Genomic DNA, 18117 nt, shown 5'->3' on the forward strand with positions numbered 1-18117 from the left:
GGCATAGCGTCGGCCATCCCCGACCCGGAAGGTGGCCTCGTGGCTTTTCTCGACTCGTCGACGTGGACGGACCGGATCTTCGTCGGCGGCTCCTGGGTGCCCGGCACCGGCGGCACCCGGAAGGTCACGGAGCCCGCGACCGGAGCGGTGCTGGGAAGTATCGGGATCGCCTCGGCCGAGGATGCCGCGAAGGCGGCGGAAACGGCGGCCGAGGCGCAGCGGGCTTGGGCGGCGACGCCGCACGTCCAGCGGGCCGCTGTCCTGCGCGAGGCCGCCCGGCTGTGGTCGGAGTACGCCGAAGAGATCCGCTGGTGGAACATCCGCGAGGTCGGCGCCGTGCCGGGGGTCGCGGGCTTTTCGCTGCACGTCGCGGAGCAGGAGTGCTACGAAGCGGCGGCGCTGCCCGGCCGCCCGTACGGCGAGCTCCTGCCGAGTGAAGAGCCGCGCCTTTCGATGGCGCGCCGGGTCCCGGCCGGTGTGGTCACGGTGATCTCGCCGTTCAACATGCCGATCATCCTGGGCATCCGCTCGGTCGCCCCGGCGCTCGCGCTGGGGAACGCGGTCATCCTGAAGCCGGATCCGCGTACCGCCGTCACCGGTGGCGTCGTCCTCGCGCGGATCTTCGAGGAAGCGGGGCTGCCGCCGGGTGTGCTGCAGATGCTGCCGGGCGGCGCGGACGTCGGCGAGACGCTGGTGACGCATCCGGCGGTCCGGGTCATCTCGTTCACCGGGTCGACCGGCGCCGGGCGCAAGGTCGGCGAACTCGCCGGAAAGCATTTGAAGCGGGCACATCTGGAGCTGGGCGGGAACTCCGCGCTCATCGTGCTCGACGACGCGGACGTCGACGAGGCGGCCGGGGTCGCCGCGTTCGGCTCGTTCTTCCACCAGGGCCAGATCTGCATGACCACCGGGCGGCACCTCGTGCACGAGCGGCTCTACGACGACTTCGTCGAGCGGCTGGCGGCGAAGGCGGCCGCGTTGCGGGTGGGCGACCCGGCGCGGGACGAGGTCGCGCTCGGGCCGATCATCGATTCCGGGCAGCGGGACAAGATCCACGAGCTGGTCACCGCCAGCGTGGCGGCGGGGGCGCGGGTCGCCGCAGGCGCCGAGTACGACCGGCTGTTCTACTCGGCGACGGTGCTCGCCGACGTGCCGCCGACGGCGCCCGCGGTCGCCGAGGAGATCTTCGGCCCGGTCGCGCCGGTCGTGCGGTTCTCCGACGCGGAAGAGGCCATCCGCCTCGCGACGGCGAGCGAGTACGGGCTTTCGCTGGGGATCGTCACGCGCGACGTCCTCAAAGGACTGGAGCTCGCGGATCGCGTCCCGACCGGGATCGTGCACATCAACGACCAGACCGTCAGCGATGAGGCGAACAGCCCCTTCGGTGGCGTCGCCGCTTCGGGCACCGGAAGCCGCTTCGGCGGTGCGGCGGCGAACATCGAGGCGTTCACCGAGACCCGCTGGGTCACCGTCCGGAACCCGCCGCCCACCTACCCCTTCTGACCGGCAGATCGCGTTTAGCCCGCTAAACGCAGGTCAGGCGGTGCGGCGCCAGCGGATGAGGCGTTCCCCGGTCGGGGCCGGATCGAGTTCGGGCCCGACCAGGGTGAACCCGCATTTGCGGGCGACCGAGGCGGACACCTCGTTCGTCTCCTCGTAGCGGTAGCTGACTTCGCGCAGGCCGAGCCCGCCGAAACCGAAGCGCAGGGCCGCGTTGAGCGCGGTGCTCGCGACCCCCTTGCCCCGCGCCGCCGCGCGAACCCAGACCGACGCCTCCGCGTACCCGGTGTCGAGATCGAGATCCCGAAGGCCGACCTCGCCCAGCAGATCCCCGGTCGTCGGCTCGGCCACCGCCCAGGAACAACGCTCGTCGCCCGCCCACTGGGCGGCACGCAGCGCGACGTACTCGGTCGCCTCGTCGAGGTCCCGCAATCGGTAGTTCAGGACGTACTTGCGGTGCGTCGGGTCCGCGAAGGCCGCGACCAGCGCCGGACGGTCGTCGAGGGCCTTGTCCGCCCGCAGTTGTCGCAGGTAGTACTCGCCCGCGTTGATCTCCACCGGTTCCACCCTTCGAGGGTAACCGGCGCTTCAGCGACGGCGGCTCATGATCAGCGCGACCGCCAGCGGCAACAGGAAGACCAGGAACGTCCCACGGGTGAAGAAGAACAGCGCGATCGCGACCGCGGCGGCGATGGGCACGGCACTGGCCGTCAGCCATTTCGACGGCTGGATCTCGTTCTTCGCGGACGCCTGCGTGACGCCGGGCATCGGAGGCAGGGGGAGCAGCGCGCCGGGCCGGGGCGAGGGCAGGTCCGTGAACAGCGGTTCGAGTTCGCTCGCCATCCTCGCGGCGCTGACCTTCGCCGACCGCGAACCGAACTCGTCGAGGTCGAGTCTGCCGGTGCGGACATGCTCTTCCAGCGCTTCGAGCGCGTCTTGGCGTTCGGCGTCGCTCAGCCGCATGTCCGGTCTCTCGGCACTCACGTCCCGAGTCTACGGGCGGATCAGCCGCCGAGTTCCCGTCGACGCTGCTTCCCGAGCTTCTTGTGGGAGTTTTCCCAGCCCTTTCCCCAGATGCCCTCGCCGACGGCGCTGATCCCGATCGGGACGAGGATGAACCACCAGGTGACACCGGTGGTGATGATCAACGCGATGGTGGCGATGAAGAGGATCGGCAGCAGCGCGCCCATGACGCGTTGCGCCGGGGAGATGTCCGCCCACGTCGACGCCGGTTTCCCAGGTTCGCCGACCGCCGCCTTGGGCGCGTCGTAGCGGGGGTGCGGCTCGGGCAGGTCGAGGAAGATCTCGGCCAGCTCGCCGCGAGTCTTGGCGGCGGTGATCCGGGCGGACCGCTCACCGAACTCGTCGATGTCGATCCGGCCCACGGTCATATGCTCGCCGAGCGCGGTCAGCGCGGACTCGCGATCCTGATCACTGATCCGCAGCCGCGGAGACGGAACCTCGCTCACCCTTTCGAGAATAGGCCGGGCGAGGCCCCGCCGACCACGACATTCGTCAGTCTTTGAGCTCGAACAGCTGGGTTCCCTGCGTCACCGCGGCGCCGACCTCGACCGAAAGCCCGGTCACGGTGCCCGCTTTGTGTGCGGTGACCGGGTTCTCCATCTTCATCGCTTCGAGCACGACGACCAGCTCGCCCGCCTCGACCCGCTGACCCTCTTCGACGGCGACCTTGACGATGGTGCCCTGCATCGGAGCGGTGACCGCGTCGCCGCTCACCGCGGCCTTCGTACCGCCCGCGCGCTTGCGCGGCTTGGCCTTCACGGCCGTCCCGCCGCCACCGGCGTCGAGCGAGAAACCACCGGGGAGCGACACTTCGAGCCGACGGCCGCCGACCTCGACAACGACGTTCTGCCGAGGCTGCTCTTCCTCGGCGTCGACGGTTTCCGGCGCCACGAACGGCTCGATGGTGTTCTCGAACTCGGTCTCGATCCAGCGGGTGTGGACGCTGAAACCGTTCTCGTCGCCGATGAAGGCCGGGTCGTCCACGATCACGCGGTGGAACGGCAGGACCGTCGCCATCCCGTCGGCGACCATCTCGGCCAGCGCGCGGCGGCTGCGCTCAAGCGCGTTCTCCCGGTCCGAGCCGGTGACGATCAGCTTCGCGAGCATCGAGTCGAACTGGCCGCCGATGACACTGCCGGACTCGACACCCGAGTCGACGCGGACACCGGGGCCGCTCGGCGCGACGAACTTCGTCACGGTGCCGGGAGCGGGCAGGAAGCCGCGGCCGGCGTCCTCGCCGTTGATGCGGAACTCGATCGAGTGGCCGCGCGGTTCCGGGTCCTCGGTGATGCGCAGCTTCTCGCCGCGCGCGATGCGGAACATCTCGCGCACCAGGTCGAGGCCCGTGGTCTCCTCGGACACCGGGTGCTCGACCTGCAGCCGCGTGTTGACCTCAAGGAACGAGATCGTGCCGTCGACGGCGACGAGGTACTCGACCGTCCCGGCGCCGTAGTAGCCGGCTTCCTTGCAGATCGCCTTCGCGGATTCGTGGATGCGCTTGCGCTGCTCGTCGGTCAGGAACGGCGCGGGCGCCTCCTCGACCAGCTTCTGGTGGCGGCGCTGCAGCGAGCAGTCGCGGGTGCCGACGACGATGGCGTTGCCGTGCTGGTCGGCGAGGACCTGCGCCTCGACGTGGCGCGGCTTGTCCAGGTAGCGCTCGACGAAGCATTCGCCGCGGCCGAAGGCGGAGATCGCCTCGCGCGTCGCCGATTCGAAGAGCTCCGGGATCTCTTCGCGGGTGCGGGCGACCTTCAGGCCGCGGCCGCCACCGCCGAACGCCGCCTTGATCGCCACCGGCAGGCCGTGCTCGTCGGCGAAGGCGACGATCTCGTCGGCGTTCGCGACGGGGTCCTTGGTACCGGGCACGAGCGGGGCGCCGGCGCGCAGCGCGATGTGGCGCGCGGTGACCTTGTCCCCGAGGTCGCGGATGGCCTGCGGGCTCGGCCCGATCCAGGTCAGCCCGGCGTCGATCACCGCCTGGGCGAAGTCCGCGTTCTCGGAGAGGAAGCCGTAGCCGGGGTGGACCGAGTCCGCGCCCGATCGCTTGGCGGCGTCGAGCAGCTTGTCGAAGACGAGATAGCTCTCGGCCGCGGTGGTGCCGCCGAGCGCGAAGGCCTCGTCCGCGAGGCGCACGTGTGGTGCGTCGCGGTCAGGATCGGCGTAGACGGCGACGCTGGTCAGCCCGGCGTCCTTCGCCGCCCTGATCACCCGTACCGCGATTTCCCCGCGGTTCGCGATCAGGATCTTGGTCACCGGACCACCTGTGCCGGCCTGCTCGGTCACGCCGTACCTCCTGCGTTCGCACGTCGGGCCGCCCCGATGCGGCTCCGCAGCAGTTTACGGAAGTTCCCGCTCTGATTAGTGAGAGCAAGGCCACCCGGTGACACTGTTTATAGCAGCGGCTGACGGTGGCGTAGTTCTTCTATCAGGCCCTACACCAGGGCTTCCCGGTGCCGCAGTTCTTCCGGAAGATCGGAATCGAGCACGATCAAATCGTACGGCTGGGCCTGGTGGACCCGGCCGAGGTGCTCGGATTTGACCAGCGCCCAAGGCTGATGCGGCCCGCAGCACTCGACCAGGCGCTGCACGGAGCTGAAGGCGATCAACGCCATCCGGCCGTCCTTGGTCGCGCGGAGTTCGATCTCCGCGCTCGTGTAGTCGCTCGGCTTTTTCGCCGTCGGAAGGAACAGTGCGTTGGGCAGTCCGGGATTCGTCACAGGAACAACATAGACGTGCACTCTGCGCTAGATCACTTACGCTCTCGGATATGCGGACACAGGAAGCGCGGGCGTCGCGATCCGTGCTGTTCACCGCGCTGCTGGCGGTGGCGGTGACGGCGGGCGTGATCGTGGCCGTGATCCTGCTCCGCCCGGCCGCTCCGACGCCCGCCGGTGGCCCCGGTGTGCCTCCGGTGTCCGACGGTGCCCCGAGCGCGCCCAGTGTGAACTGCGGCGACTCGGCCTGCCGGGAGATCGGGGCGATGACCGTCGGCGGGCTGCCCGTCGTGCTGCTGGCCGACAACGCGGGGAAGCAGGGGGTGGTCCGGATCGGGGCGGACACCGCGTATCCGCTGATGATCAACGACATGGGGGTCACCCTGAAGGGCGATTCTTTGCGCTGTGTCGACGGCGCGACGCCCGTGTGCCTGGTGCTCGGCGAGACGGGCGGCGGTGCGGCGGGCGAACTGTTCGTCGCGCGCGGCGGGATCTGGCGGGACACCGGGAAGCCGTATTTCTCGGACGCCGGGACGGTCGCCCTGAGCGACGTGACCGCCGACGGGGTCGCGGACGTCATCGTCGTGCGGCACGAGTGTCCCGGCGCGCAGTCCGGGTCGGCGCGCTGCCAGGCGGCGCCGGTGCTCGCGGAGGTCTACGACGTCGCCCGCGGTTCCGTGGGGTGCACGCGCCGGTACACCGCGCCTTCGGAGCTGAGGGGCTGGCCGGATGTCCGGCTGACGAAGGCGGATCTGCGGGCCTGCCCCTGACGGGGAGCAAGGGACCTTTGCTACCACGGGTGGCGCCGGTCCCGGCCCAAGTACATGAAGGCCCCCTTCACAGCGCCAGGCGCAAGGAAGGGGGCCTTCATGTACTTGAGAAGCGTCACGCACCAGCGGCGGCAGGCTCCTTCGCGGAGGCAGTAGCCGCTTCGCCGTTGGCGGTGGGTGAAGGGTCCGTCGGCGAGTTGAGCACCTCGTCGTCCAGGAGGCCTTCGCCGCGGGCGACGACCACCGGCACGACGATCTGGCCCGCGACGTTGGTCGCGGTCCGCATCATGTCCATGATCGGGTTCACCGAGTAGATCAGCGCGATCCCGAGCGCCACCTGCTGCGCGTCGAGTCCGATGAACGCGGTGGTCAGGGTCAGCGCGGTCAGCCAGCCGGTGGTGCCCGCGGTGGCCAGCGCGCCGAGCACGGCGACCACGACGATCCCGATGTACTGCCAGATGTTCAGCGAGACACCGGACAGGTTCGCGATGAAGATGGCGCCGATCGCGGGGAACACCGCGGCGCAGCCGTCCATCTTCGTGGCGCTGCCCAGCGGAGTCGCGAAGGCGGCGTACGCGGGCTGGACGCCCAGGTTCACGGCGGACTGCCGGGTGAGGGGCAGCGTCGCGGCCGAAGACTGCGAAGCGAACGCGAACTGGATAGCGGTGCCCGCCTTCGAGAAGAACTTGAGCGGGCTGACCTTCGCCACGAACTGCAGCAGGATCGGGTAGACCACCAGCAGCACCACGAGGCAGCCGACGTACACCGCGAGCGTGGTGGTGAACAGCGGCCGGAACAGGGCGTCACCGTAGTTCGCGACCGCGGCGCCGATCAGGCCGACGATGCCGATCGGGGCGAGCCGGACGATCCAGCCGAGGTAGCGCTGGATGATCTCGAAGACGCTGGTGGTGAAGTCGACGAACGGCTTGGCCTTGTCACCGAGGCTGTAGGCCGCCGCACCGATCAGCACGGCGAGGAACAGCACCTGAAGCGTCGAGCCTTCGGTGAAGGCGGCGAAGAAGTTCTTCGGCAGGAAGCCTTCGATGAAGGCGCTCCAGGAGCCCCAGTTGTCGACGCTCTTGGTGGCCTTGTCCGCGTTCTTCGCGGTCGCGGCGACGCCTTCGCCGAGGCCGCCGCTGCCCGGGTCGAACAGCTTCGCGACGGCGATGCCGATCAGCGACGCGATGAACGAGGTGATCGCGAACCACAGGACGGTCTTGCCGCCCAGCCTCGCGGCCTTCTTGCCACCGCCGAGGTTGCGCAGGCTGTTGATGCCGACCACGATCGCCGTGAAGACCAGCGGGATCACCGCGATCTGCAACAGCGTCGTGAAGATCGTGCCGATCTGGTCGAGCAGGTCGGTCAGCCAGCTCGCCTCGGTCGTCCTGGCGAGCACGCCGAGCAGGGCGCCCACGACGAGCGAGCCGAGGACCGCCGCCGCGAAGACCCTTGGCCTTGTATAGGTCCGAATGAAAGACACGGGGCGACTCCGGTGCGTGAAAGTTTCCTGATTTCCCGAACGTGAAGAACGTTCGGCGAGGCAGGACTCTTCCGGATCACCCGATCGTGTGGGAGCCGTCTCAGGATATGGGACGCGTCCACAGATCGATGACGCTCACGCCGACCTCCGTCAGCAAACGCCGGGTCAGCGGCAGGCTGATCCCGATGACGCTCGAGAAATCACCGTCGATTCCCTCGATGAACCAGCCGCCGAGGCCGTCCAGAGTGAAGCCGCCGGCCACCTGAAGCGGCTCTCCGGAAGCGATGTACGCCTCGATCTCCTCTTGTGACGGTGTGCCGAAGCGAACCGTGGTGCCCTCGGTTCCGGACGCTTCCTTCGTCTTCTCGCCGTTCTCGACGCGGATGATCGCGTGGCCGGTCAGAAGTTCACCGGTTTTGCCCGCCATCGACGCCCAGCGCTCGCGCGCGGCTTCCGGCGTGATCGGCTTCCCGACCATCTCGCCGTTGATCGACAGCATCGAATCGCAGCCCACGATGACCATGTCGGTGTGGCTGCCGAGCGTCTCGAAAACCGCGTCGGCCTTCGCGGCGGCGAGCGCGCGGACCAGCTCCTCGGGGGCTGGATCGATCAGTGACGCGGCGACCGCGTCCTCGTCGACGCCGGACACGACGACGCTCGGATCGAAGCCGGCGGAACGCAGGACACCGAGGCGGGCGGGGGACTGGGACGCGAGAACGAAACGCACGTGAGGAAGGTACTCGACAGCCCGCTGTTGCCTGATTGTGACCTGGAACACCCGAACGTGGAGTTAGTTTGTTGTGGCGCGCAACATATGGATTGTTCGAGCTACGGAGGAACCAATGTCGCCCCGCCTCCGCGTCAGAAGATCTCTTCGCACGACGCAAACCACAGTGCTCGCAGGACTGCTCCTGGCCGGTTCGGCCCTGGCCCCGGCGGCGTCCGCCGCCCCGGGACCGCTCTACAAGAACCCCCACGCCTCGACCTCCGCGCGGGTGAACGACCTGCTCAAGCGGATGAGCCTCGACGACAAGATCGGCCAGATGACGCAGGCCGAACGCGGCGCGGTCACCCCCGACCAGGCCGCCGCGCTCAAACTGGGGTCCTTGCTCTCCGGTGGTGGCTCCGTGCCCGCCAGTAACACGCCGACCGGGTGGGCCGACATGGTCGACTCGTATCAAAAAGCGGCGGTTTCGACGCCGCTCGGCATTCCCACGATCTACGGCGTCGACGCCGTGCACGGCCACAACAACGTCTACGGCGCCACGATCTTCCCGCACAACATCGGCCTCGGCGCCGCGAACAATCCGCGCCTGGTCGAGAAGATCGGCCGGGCGACGGCGCTGGAAGTCGCCGGAACCGGTCCGCAGTGGGACTTTTCGCCGTGTCTGTGCGTCGCCCGCGACGACCGCTGGGGCCGGACCTACGAGTCCTTCGGTGAATCCCCGCGTGACGCCATCGCGAACGCGTCGGCCATCACCGGGCTTCAGGGACGCAGGCTCGGCGAGCAACCGGGATCCGTGCTCGCGACGGCGAAACACTACGTCGGCGACGGTGGCACGACGAACGGCGTCGACCAGGGCGACACCGAGATCAGCGAACGCGAACTCCGCCAGATCCACCTGCCGCCGTTCCGTGCGGCGATCGACCGCGGGGTCGGCTCGGTGATGATCTCGTTCTCCAGCTTCCAGGGAGTGCGCATGCACGCCCAGAAGTACCTCATCGCCGACGTCCTCAAGAAGGAACTGCGGTTCCGGGGGCTGGTGATCTCGGACTACAACGCGATCAACCAGATCGACGGCAAGGAGGGCTTCACTCCCGAGGAGGTGCGGCTCTCGGTCAACGCGGGCATCGACATGTTCATGGTCCCGTGGGACGCGCCGCAGTTCATCGCCTACCTCAAGGCCGAAGTCGAGGCGGGGCGCGTCTCGCGCGACCGGATCGACGACGCGAACCGCCGCATCCTGGCGGAGAAGTTCGAACTCGGCCTGTTCGAGCACCCGTACACCGACCGATCGCTCCAGAAGACGTTCGGCAGCAAGGAACATCGCGAACTGGCCCGGCAGGCCGTCCGCGAATCCCAGGTGCTGCTGAAGAACGACGGTGTGCTGCCACTGGCGAAGCAGAACAACAAGATCTTCGTCGCGGGCAAGAACGCGAACGACATCGGCAACCAGGCGGGCGGCTGGACGCTCACTTGGCAGGGACAGAGCGGTCCGGTGATCCCGGGCACGACCATTCTCGACGGCATCAAGTCGGGGGCGGGGAAGGGAACCACGGTGACCTATGACCGTGCGGGTAACGGAATCGACGGCAGCTACCAGGTCGCCGTCGCCGTGGTGGGCGAAACGCCGTACGCCGAAGGACAGGGAGACCGGCCGAACGGCTTCGGACTCGACGCGGAAGACCTCGCCACGATCGCCAAGCTGAAGAATTCCGGGGTCCCGGTCGTCGTGGTGACCGTGTCCGGCCGCCCGCTCGACATCGCCGCGCAACTGCCGCGGTTCGACGGGCTGGTCGCGGCCTGGCTCCCGGGTAGCGAAGGCGCCGGTGTCGCCGATGTCCTTTACGGCGACTACAACCCGACCGGGAAGCTGACGTTCAGCTGGCCGGTCAGTGCGGCGCAGGAACCGGTGAACGTCGGCGACGGCAAGAAGGCGCTGTACCCGTACGGCTACGGCCTTCGGTACCGCCGGTAGCAGGCTTCCGCCCTCCCGCGGATGAGAGGAACGGTCCGTTCCTTGCGAAATTTGCAAGGAACGGACCGTTCATAGCGCCGGTGGTGGGCCCACGAACCGCATTCAGAGGACTAAATGCGGAAAGAGGGTCAGGCGGCGCTGGCGGCGGGTTCGGGAGCCGGCGTGCGCGGGAGCGGAGCCGGGCGGCGCATGGTGAGCGCGGCGAGCACACCCAGTACGAGCACCGCGGCCGGAAGCAGCAGTGTCACCCGTGCCGCGTCGGTGAGTCCATTGTGGACGGATTCGAGCGCGAGCCGCTGGGCCTGCTCGGCGACACCGGACGGCAGGCCGGGGAACGCGGCCGCCCCGGAAGAACCGAACTCCCCGGTCGATTCCGCGGCCTTCGCGACGCCTTCCGCGAACGGTGCCCGGTACTGCTCCGGCAGTGCGCTCGCGGCCGACGCCGCCTCGTCGGCGATCGAAGCGCTGATCCGTGCCTGCAGCAGCACACCGACGGCCGCGCTGCCGAGCACGCCGCCGACCTGCCGGGCGGTGTTGAAAATGCCCGACGCGGTCCCGACGAGCCGCGGTTCCACCGAACTCATCGCCAGATTTCCCATCGGCGCGAAGATGAAGCCGATGCCGACGCCCGCGACCACCAGCGCCGGGGTGAGCGTCCACGCGTTCGCGCCTGCCTCGGCGATCAGCGCCGACAGGCTCATCCCCGCGGCGAGCGCGGCGAGCCCGATGATCAGCAGGATCTTCGCGTTGACCTTGTCCGAGGCCCGGCCGACGAACGGGCCGATCAGGCCGCCCAGCAACGACATCGGCGCGAACAGCAGCCCGGACATGGTCGGCGACTCGCCCAGTACGGCCTGGAAGTAGATCACCAGCGGCAGGAACATGCCGGTCATCGCGAAGCCGACAGTGACCGCCGTCAGCGCCCCGGCCGAGAAGTTGCGGTTCGCGAAAACGCCGAGGGGGAGCAGCGGTTCCCGGCGGTTGAACCGTTGCCACGCCACGAAAGCGACCAGAAGGGCGATACCCAAGCCGATGATCTCGAACACGGTGACCGGCCCGAACACGCGGCCCCAGTCGTAGTGCTGTCCATTTTGGACGCCGTAGACGACGCAGAACAAACCCGCGCCGGACAGCAGGATCCCCGGTACGTCGAAGGAATGCGAGTGTTTCGGTTGCCAGTCCGGCACCTTGAGCAGCGCCAGCGCGATCGCGACCACGCCGACCGGCAGGTTGACGAAGAAGATCCATTCCCAGCCGAGGTGGTCGACGAGCACGCCGCCGAGCACCGGCCCGACGATGGCCGCGATCCCGGCGACGCCGCTCCAGAGCCCCATCGCGGGGCCCCGCTTCGACGGCGGGAACAGGTGACTGATGAACGCCAGGGTCTGCGGTGTCATCAAAGCGGCGCCGAGGCCTTGCACCGCGCGGGCCGCGATCAGCGTTTCGACCGAACCGGACAGACCGCACCACAGCGAGGCCAGGGTGAACACCACGAGCCCGGCCAGGTAGACGCGTTTCGGGCCGAATCGGTCGCCGAGACGGCTGGCGAACAGCATCGGCACCGCGTAGGTGAGCAGGTAGACGCTGATCACCCAGACGATCGCGTTCAGCCCGGCGCCGAGCTCGCGCAGCATCGCGGGGATCGCGGTCGAAACAATCGTGGTGTCCAGCAGGATCATGAAGAAACCCAGGCACAGCGCGGAGAGCGCGGCCCAGGGATTAGCTTGTCTTGCGTTCATCACTGTCGTCCTCGGTGACCAGGTTCAGCTGTGGCGCGCAGTGGCCCTGGAACCGGATGCGGCCGGATTCCAGGTCTGCGACGAGTTTTTGGGTCCATTCGAGCTCGAAGGCCCGCCGGGCGGTGGCGTAGGACCAGTCGAGCCAGTAGATCTCGGGGAGCTTGTGCTCGTTGACCAGGTTTTCGAGAACGACCTGGTCGGAGGCGATGGCGGCCTGCAGTCGCAGCACGCGGTGCTTGAGCTGGGTGAGCGACATTTCCGGGCCGAGCTCGTCGATGACGGCGAGCGCGCTGAGGTACTCGGGGTACTCCTCGGCGGGAGTGGCCAGCATGTCCTGCGCCCGGTCGACGAACTCGTCGCGGCCGGTGTCCGTCATCGCGTACACGGTGCGTTCGGGGCGCTTCCCGTCCCGTTGTGTCTCGACGACCTCGACGAAACCGTTCTGCACCAGGCGATCCACCGTGTGGTAGAGCGAGCCGGCCTTCACCTTGACACGGGTGTTGACGAAGCGCTCGCGCATCAGCTGCGCCATTTCGTACGGATGCATGGGCCGCTCGTGCAGGAGTTCCAGCACCGCCATCGCGAGCGGGGTGAGCTTCGCGGCCATGAATGTCCCCCTTGGAAGATTCCCTGCTGATTATTCCTCATGGAATATATGCCAGGCACGGTTGAATCTTCAAGGGGGGTGCGGCGGTGGCCTAGCCGAGCGGTCTCGGCCCGATCTCGCGTTCCAGGAAGCGGTGGTACTCGATGGCCGCGATCGAGTTCTCCAGCTGTTCGAACGTCGGCGCGGGGAGCGCGCCGTTGAAGACGATGGTCAGGCTCTTCCGCGGGATGTTGATGACATACGGATCGACGTCGAGTTCTTCGCAGTGTCCCCGAAGGACGGCCGTCCAGTGGTCGAGGTCCTCGTCCTCGCCGAGATGCTCCCACCGCGCGACGATCCAGTTGCCGTTGATCAGCTGGCCCGCCATCTCCCGCGGATCGTGGACCATGTACGGCTCGGCGACGTCGTTCATCGCCCGAGGTGCTCGAGGAGCGCGGCGAAGGACTCGGCCGGGAGCACCAGGATCGGCCGGGTCTCGTCCGGCAGCGCCCACTGTTTGGTGTCCCGGATCCCCACCAGGCCGGGTGCGGTGCCGACCTCGACGCAGGCGTTTTCTTCCCAGTGCGTGTAGGTCGACTTGTGCCAGCCGGTCATGTTCTCGTGCCAGGTGGTCATAGGAGGGCCTTTCCCCAGTGACTGTTTCGGCAAGTAGACGGGTTGCGCGGCAGCAAGGTTGGCGAGATCGGGTGATCTGTGCCGATCGGTCGGTGAGTGGCTCCGTTGATCGCGTTCGGCGCACGGAAAGGGACCTTCACCGACAGCTGCTTTACTTACCATGCACTCTCGGGGTGCATAGGCCAAGGGCCTTAGGTCACCGAAATGATCCGGCCGCGAGCCGTCGGTAGTCGGTGGCGATTCGTGTCAGATGCCCGCACGCGATGTCGCCATAGGTGGCGTAGCGCTCGACCTCGGCGAAGTTCTTTTCGTAGTCGGCGACTTCACGTTCGTCCGTGACGAGGGCAGTGGCCGTCTGCGTCCCGAGGAGCACGGCTCGCGAGTCGTAGATGTCGAAACCGTGGAGGACGGGGACCGAGACCGGAGTGGTCCACGGGATCACGCCCAGCCGCACCCGATCGCGGCGGGAGATCTCGATGAGGTGGCCGAGCTGGGCCAGCATGGTCGCCGCGCCGCCCATGTTCCAGCGCAGAGCGCCTTCGGTGAGCACGAAATGGAACTCGCGATTCGAGTCGAGGATGTGTTGGCGCTCCAGCCGGGCCTCGACCGTCTGGTCGCGTTCGTCCTCCGGCAGCGCGGCGCCGAACAGCGCGGTGATGTAGTCGCGGGTCTGGAGCAGGCCGAACACGATGGTCGGCTGGAAACCCCGGATGCGGGCGGACGCCGTCTCGATCTTGCCGATGCGCTGCTGCATCCGCCAGGCACCGCGCTGAAGGACGACGCGGGCGGACGAAGCCTCTTCACGGAGGTCCCGGGTGATCGCGACCAGCGCCCGCCGGACCTTCGCGGGCGCTCGATAGACGCGGCACAGCGCGACGACCTGTTCTTCGGTCGGCATGAACGCGCCGGTTTCGACCCGCGATACCTTCGACTGACTGAGGCCGCCGAGTCTCGCCGCTTCGGTACCGGACAGCCCGGCGGCTTTGCGCAGACGGCGCAACTCGGCGGAAAGGTGGTCCTGGTTCGTCACGCACGGCTTTCTGGGGCGATCGCGGTCGAGGACTGTCACGATAGCCCGCCGAGCCCGTCTCAGCGAGGGAGCGCCGACGCCCTCCAGGCACCCTCTCCCGGGGCGAGCGGGGCCCGCACGAGCGATGCCTTGTCCGCCCACCACGATTCCCGTTTCGGCGCCGGTTCCGGTGCCCGCGCGGCGGCCGCCGCCGCGACGACGGCGGTCAGCGCGGCGAGCTCGGCGTCGTCCGGGTTGCCCCGGACGACGCGCAGCAGCGGGGTTTCGGGCGCGGTCACAGCGGGATGTTCCCGTGCTTCTTGGGCGGCAGCGATTCTCGCTTGCCCTGGAGCAGCGAGAGCGCCTTCGCGATGTGGCCGCGGGTGTGCGCGGGCACGATCACCGAGTCGACGTAACCGCGCTCGGCCGCCGCGTACGGGTTCAGGAGGGTGTCCTCGTACTCCTGGATCAGCTCGGCCCGCAGCGCGTCGACGTCCTTGCCGTCGGCGGCGGCCGCGGCGAGCGTCTTGCGGTGCACGATGTTCGCCGCGCCCTGCGCGCCCATGACCGCGACCTGCGCCGTCGGCCAGGCCAGATTGATGTCCGCGCCGAGGTGCTTCGACCCCATGACGTCGTATGCGCCGCCGTACGCCTTGCGGGTGATGACGGTGACGAGCGGGACGGTCGCTTCGGCGTAGGCGTAGATCAGCTTCGCGCCGCGCCGGATGATGCCGTTCCATTCCTGGTCGGTGCCGGGCAGGAAGCCGGGGACGTCGACGAAGGTCAGCACCGGGATGTTGAACGCGTCGCAGGTGCGCACGAACCGCGCGGCCTTCTCGGAGGCGTCGATGTCGAGGCAGCCGGCGAACTGGGTCGGCTGGTTCGCCACGATGCCGACGCTGCGCCCGTCCACCCGGCCGAAGCCGACCAGGATGTTGGGCGCGAACAGCTCGTGCACCTCGAGGAAGTCACCGTCGTCGACGACGCGGTTGATGACCTCGTGCATGTCGTAAGGCTGGTTCGGCGAGTCCGGGATCAGCGTGTCGAGTTCGCGGTCGGTGTCGGTGACGTCGTCGAAGAACCCGCCCGGCGCTGCGTCCGTCTCGAACAGCGGCGCTTCGGACAGGTTGTTCGCCGGGAGGAACGCGAGCAGTTCCTTCACGTACGCGATGGCGTCCTCGTCGTCGGAACCGAGGTAGTGCGCGACACCCGAACGGGTGTTGTGCGTGCGCCCGCCGCCGAGTTCCTCGAAGGAGACCTCTTCGCCGGTCACGGTCTTCACGACGTCGGGGCCGGTGATGAACATGTGCGAGGTCTTGTCGACCATCACCACGAAGTCGGTCAGCGCGGGAGAGTAGACGTGCCCGCCCGCGTTGGCGCCCATGATCAGCGAGATCTGCGGGATGACACCGGACGCCTTGACGTTGCGGTTGAAGATCTCGCCGTACAGCCCGAGCGAGACGACACCTTCCTGGATCCGCGCGCCGCCGCCCTCGTTGATGCCGATGATCGGACGGCCGGTCTTGATCGCCAGGTCCATCACCTTGACGATCTTCTCGCCGTACACCTCACCGAGTGAACCGCCGAAGACGGTGACGTCCTGGCTGAACACGCACACCGGACGGCCGTCGACGGTGCCGTAGCCGGTGACGACGCCGTCGCCGTAGGGCCGGTTCTTCTCCTGGCCGAAGTTGACCGAGCGGTGCTTGGCCAGCTCGTCGAGCTCGACGAAGGAGCCCTCGTCCAGCAGCAGGTCGATCCGCTCGCGAGCGGTCTTCTTGCCCTTGGCGTGCTGTTTCTCCACCGCCCTCGCGGAACCCGCGTGCACCGCCTCGTCATACCGGCGGTACAGGTCGGCCAGCTTGCCGGCCGTCGTGTGGATGTCCGGTTCGTCCTCGGGCGGCGTCCCGAGCGGCTCCGTCGCACTGCTCATGAAACCGCAGCCTAGCTACTCGACGGTCACTTCGCGTGTGGCGTAGGCAACGTCCCCGGCCGGGGCGGAGGTGCGGTGCTGACCGATCGCTGACGGCGCGTTGGCACTTTGAAGTACATGAAGGCCCCCTTCCTGTACTTAGGCGCAAGGATGGGGGCCTTCATGTACTGGGGAAGGACCGGGACCGGATCGATCACTGGATGGAGGCCCGTACCAGCCCGGATTCGTAGGCCGCGATCACGAGCTGCGCCCGGTCCCGTGCCGCGAGTTTGTGCAGGAGATGGCCGATATGCGTTTTCACCGTCGCCAGCCCGAGGTGCAATGTCCCGGCGATCTCGTCGTTCGACAGGCCGCGCGCGATCAGGCCCAGCACCTCGCGTTCGCGCGTGGTGATGTTGTCCAGAGAGGCCGCGACACGCTGGCCGGGTTCGGGCAGCCGGGCGAACTCGGCGATGAGCCTTCGCGTGATCGAAGGGGCGAGAAGTCCTTCGCCCGCCGCGACGACGCGGATCGCGGTCAGCAGCTCGGCGGGCGGGGTGTCCTTCAGCAGGAAGCCGCTCGCGCCCGCGCGCAGGGCCGAATAGACGTAGGCGTCGAGGTCGAAGGTCGTCAGCATCAGCACGTGGACGCCTTCGGTGGCGGCCGACGCGCAGATCCGCCGGGTCGCTTCGATGCCGTCCAGTTCGGGCATGCGGACGTCCATCAGCACGACGTCCGGGCGCTCCTTCTCGGCGAGTTCCGCGGCCTCCGCGCCGTCGCTCGCCTCCCCGACGACTTCGAGGTCCGGCGCGCTGTCGACGAGCACCCGGAAACTGCCGCGCAGCAACGCCTGGTCGTCGGCGATCAGTACGCGGATCATCGTGTCCCCACTTCCTTGGCGGCGTACGGCAGCCGCGCGAACACCCGGAATCCCCCGGCGGGCAGCGGGCCCGCCTCGAAGTCACCACCGTAGACGGCGACGCGTTCGCGCATGCCGATCAAACCGTGCCCGCCCGTGGCGGGAGACGAGCCTTCGCCGCGCCCGTCGTCGACGATTTCGACGCTGACCTCACCGGGGCCTTCGGTGATCGTGACCCGGCACGCCGACGGTCCCGCGTGCTTCACGACGTTGGTCACCGCCTCCTGCGTGATGCGGTAGACCGAAAGCGCGACGCCTTCGGGCAGGTCGTCCACGGCCTCGCCGGTCAGCTCGACCCGCACCCCGGCCTGTCCGGCGCGTTCGGCCAGGGTCCGCAGATCGGCGAGTTTCGGCGCGGGCCCGAGCGCGGCCTCAGGCGTCCCGTCACCGGAACGGAGGACGCCGAGCATCCGCCGGAGTTCGACGAGGGTCTCACGGCTGGTGAGTTCGATGACCCGCAACGCCTCGCGTGCTTCTTCGGGCTGTTGCTCGGCGACGTGGTTGCCGACGGCCGCCTTGACCGCGATCAGGCTCATGCTGTGCGCCACGACGTCGTGCATCTCGCGCGCGATGCGCAGCCGTTCGTCGGAAACCGCCTGATCGGCCTGGGTTTCGGCGAGCTGGGCCAGGTTCGCGCGTCGTTGCCGGGTCATCCAGCCCAGCGCCCACGAACCCGCGACTCCGCCGCCCGCGAAGGCCGTCGACGCGATCGTGTTCGGCCCGAGCCGCAGCACTTCGAAGATCATGACGACGACGAGCCCGAGACCCATCGCGATCAGCGAGCGGGCGCGCGGGTGTTCCAGCGCCACGGTGTACAGGGCGCATCCGGTGGCCAGGAGCGCGGCCGGGGCCAGCCCGTTGCCGGCGAGCAGGGCCGGGACCAGGCTGCCCAGGCCGAGACCGTAGGCGAGCAGCGGGCGGTGCCGCCGTAGCGCGATCGCGATCCCGCTGGCGGCGACCGTCGCCCAGGCGAGCCACATCGGGATGACGACGAGGAACGTCCAGGTCCGCGCGGCGAGGTTCCCGCCGACGGACACGACGAGCACCAGCGCGAGGAGCGCGTCGATCGTGTACGCCACCCGCTGGGAGAACGCCGACGGCTGTTTCATACGGCGAACTCAACCAGACGG

At 68.5% G+C, this 18117-nt stretch carries 19 protein-coding genes; 3 read left to right on the forward strand and 16 right to left on the reverse strand.

What is annotated here, in order from left to right; genetic code table 11:
* The first annotated feature begins 39 nt into the window (after positions 1-39).
* On the forward strand, positions 40-1503 hold the full coding sequence (locus tag ACIBTM_RS18110) for an aldehyde dehydrogenase family protein (RefSeq protein ID WP_395877881.1): 1464 nt from the start codon (positions 40-42) through the stop codon (positions 1501-1503).
* Between the two features lie 33 nt (positions 1504-1536).
* Here ACIBTM_RS18110 and ACIBTM_RS18115 read toward each other — a convergent pair whose 3' ends face one another.
* The 5 genes from ACIBTM_RS18115 to ACIBTM_RS18135 all read right to left on the reverse strand — a co-directional run bounded on the left by ACIBTM_RS18115 (position 1537) and on the right by ACIBTM_RS18135 (position 5240).
* Positions 1537-2067 carry a GNAT family N-acetyltransferase gene (locus ACIBTM_RS18115; protein ID WP_395877882.1) on the reverse strand — a complete coding sequence of 177 codons (531 nt, stop codon included), beginning with the start codon at positions 2065-2067 and terminating at the stop codon, positions 1537-1539.
* Between the two features lie 21 nt (positions 2068-2088).
* Complete coding sequence (locus tag ACIBTM_RS18120) at positions 2089-2463, reverse strand: DUF1707 domain-containing protein (protein ID WP_395878118.1); 375 nt, start codon at positions 2461-2463, stop codon at positions 2089-2091.
* Positions 2464-2504: 41 nt separating this feature from the next.
* Positions 2505-2969 (reverse strand): DUF1707 domain-containing protein, encoded by a 465-nt coding sequence (locus ACIBTM_RS18125; protein WP_395877884.1) that lies wholly within the window; start codon positions 2967-2969, stop codon positions 2505-2507.
* A 46-nt stretch (positions 2970-3015) separates the two neighbouring features.
* Positions 3016-4806 (reverse strand): acetyl/propionyl/methylcrotonyl-CoA carboxylase subunit alpha, encoded by a 1791-nt coding sequence (locus ACIBTM_RS18130; RefSeq protein WP_395877886.1) that lies wholly within the window; start codon positions 4804-4806, stop codon positions 3016-3018.
* A gap of 149 nt (positions 4807-4955) precedes the next feature.
* A complete protein-coding gene (locus tag ACIBTM_RS18135) occupies positions 4956-5240 on the reverse strand; it encodes an SAV_915 family protein (protein WP_395877888.1) in 285 nt (94 codons plus the stop codon).
* Between the two features lie 83 nt (positions 5241-5323).
* On the opposite strand from ACIBTM_RS18135, the gene ACIBTM_RS18140 reads away from it, so the two are divergent.
* Positions 5324-6007: a hypothetical protein gene (locus tag ACIBTM_RS18140; RefSeq protein ID WP_395878120.1), complete on the forward strand. Its 684-nt coding sequence runs from the start codon at positions 5324-5326 to the stop codon at positions 6005-6007.
* 115 nt (positions 6008-6122) lie between these two features.
* Here ACIBTM_RS18140 and ACIBTM_RS18145 read toward each other — a convergent pair whose 3' ends face one another.
* Positions 6123-7487, reverse strand: a complete 1365-nt coding sequence (locus tag ACIBTM_RS18145; protein ID WP_395877890.1) for a dicarboxylate/amino acid:cation symporter — start codon at positions 7485-7487, stop codon at positions 6123-6125.
* Positions 7488-7587: 100 nt separating this feature from the next.
* Positions 7588-8214 carry a Maf family protein gene (locus tag ACIBTM_RS18150; protein ID WP_395877892.1) on the reverse strand — a complete coding sequence of 209 codons (627 nt, stop codon included), beginning with the start codon at positions 8212-8214 and terminating at the stop codon, positions 7588-7590.
* Between the two features lie 166 nt (positions 8215-8380).
* Here ACIBTM_RS18150 and ACIBTM_RS18155 point away from each other — a divergent pair, with 166 nt between their 5' ends.
* The gene (locus ACIBTM_RS18155) at positions 8381-10186 is read left to right on the forward strand and encodes a glycoside hydrolase family 3 protein (RefSeq protein WP_395877894.1); all 1806 of its coding nucleotides are present in this window, start codon (positions 8381-8383) and stop codon (positions 10184-10186) included.
* Between the two features lie 128 nt (positions 10187-10314).
* Here the strand turns inward: ACIBTM_RS18155 and ACIBTM_RS18160 are convergent, their stop codons facing one another.
* The 9 genes from ACIBTM_RS18160 to ACIBTM_RS18200 all read right to left on the reverse strand — a co-directional run bounded on the left by ACIBTM_RS18160 (position 10315) and on the right by ACIBTM_RS18200 (position 18096).
* Positions 10315-11925 (reverse strand): DHA2 family efflux MFS transporter permease subunit, encoded by a 1611-nt coding sequence (locus ACIBTM_RS18160; protein ID WP_395877896.1) that lies wholly within the window; start codon positions 11923-11925, stop codon positions 10315-10317.
* Entirely contained in the window at positions 11906-12532 is a 627-nt protein-coding gene (locus ACIBTM_RS18165) for a PadR family transcriptional regulator (RefSeq protein ID WP_395877898.1), read from the reverse strand. The genes ACIBTM_RS18160 and ACIBTM_RS18165 overlap by 20 nt, the downstream gene beginning before the upstream one ends.
* Before the next feature lie 91 nt (positions 12533-12623).
* Entirely contained in the window at positions 12624-12944 is a 321-nt protein-coding gene (locus ACIBTM_RS18170; RefSeq protein WP_063272344.1) for a hypothetical protein, read from the reverse strand.
* Positions 12941-13147, reverse strand: coding sequence for a DUF397 domain-containing protein (locus ACIBTM_RS18175; RefSeq protein ID WP_016331337.1), 207 nt, complete (start codon positions 13145-13147; stop codon positions 12941-12943). The genes ACIBTM_RS18170 and ACIBTM_RS18175 overlap by 4 nt, the downstream gene beginning before the upstream one ends.
* A 196-nt stretch (positions 13148-13343) precedes the next feature.
* Positions 13344-14177 (reverse strand): helix-turn-helix domain-containing protein, encoded by an 834-nt coding sequence (locus tag ACIBTM_RS18180; RefSeq protein ID WP_395877900.1) that lies wholly within the window; start codon positions 14175-14177, stop codon positions 13344-13346.
* Positions 14178-14236: 59 nt separating this feature from the next.
* Positions 14237-14455: an acyl-CoA carboxylase subunit epsilon gene (locus ACIBTM_RS18185; protein ID WP_395877902.1), complete on the reverse strand. Its 219-nt coding sequence runs from the start codon at positions 14453-14455 to the stop codon at positions 14237-14239.
* A complete protein-coding gene (locus tag ACIBTM_RS18190; RefSeq protein ID WP_395877904.1) occupies positions 14452-16089 on the reverse strand; it encodes an acyl-CoA carboxylase subunit beta in 1638 nt (545 codons plus the stop codon). Before ACIBTM_RS18190 ends, ACIBTM_RS18185 begins: the two co-directional genes overlap by 4 nt.
* A gap of 193 nt (positions 16090-16282) precedes the next feature.
* Positions 16283-16948 (reverse strand): response regulator, encoded by a 666-nt coding sequence (locus tag ACIBTM_RS18195; protein ID WP_395877906.1) that lies wholly within the window; start codon positions 16946-16948, stop codon positions 16283-16285.
* On the reverse strand, positions 16945-18096 hold the full coding sequence (locus ACIBTM_RS18200; RefSeq protein WP_395877908.1) for a sensor histidine kinase: 1152 nt from the start codon (positions 18094-18096) through the stop codon (positions 16945-16947). The genes ACIBTM_RS18195 and ACIBTM_RS18200 overlap by 4 nt, the downstream gene beginning before the upstream one ends.
* Positions 18097-18117 lie beyond the last annotated feature (21 nt).

The organism is Amycolatopsis sp. NPDC049868 (assembly GCF_044461365.1).
In the GTDB taxonomy this organism is placed as follows: Bacteria; Actinomycetota; Actinomycetes; order Mycobacteriales; family Pseudonocardiaceae; genus Amycolatopsis.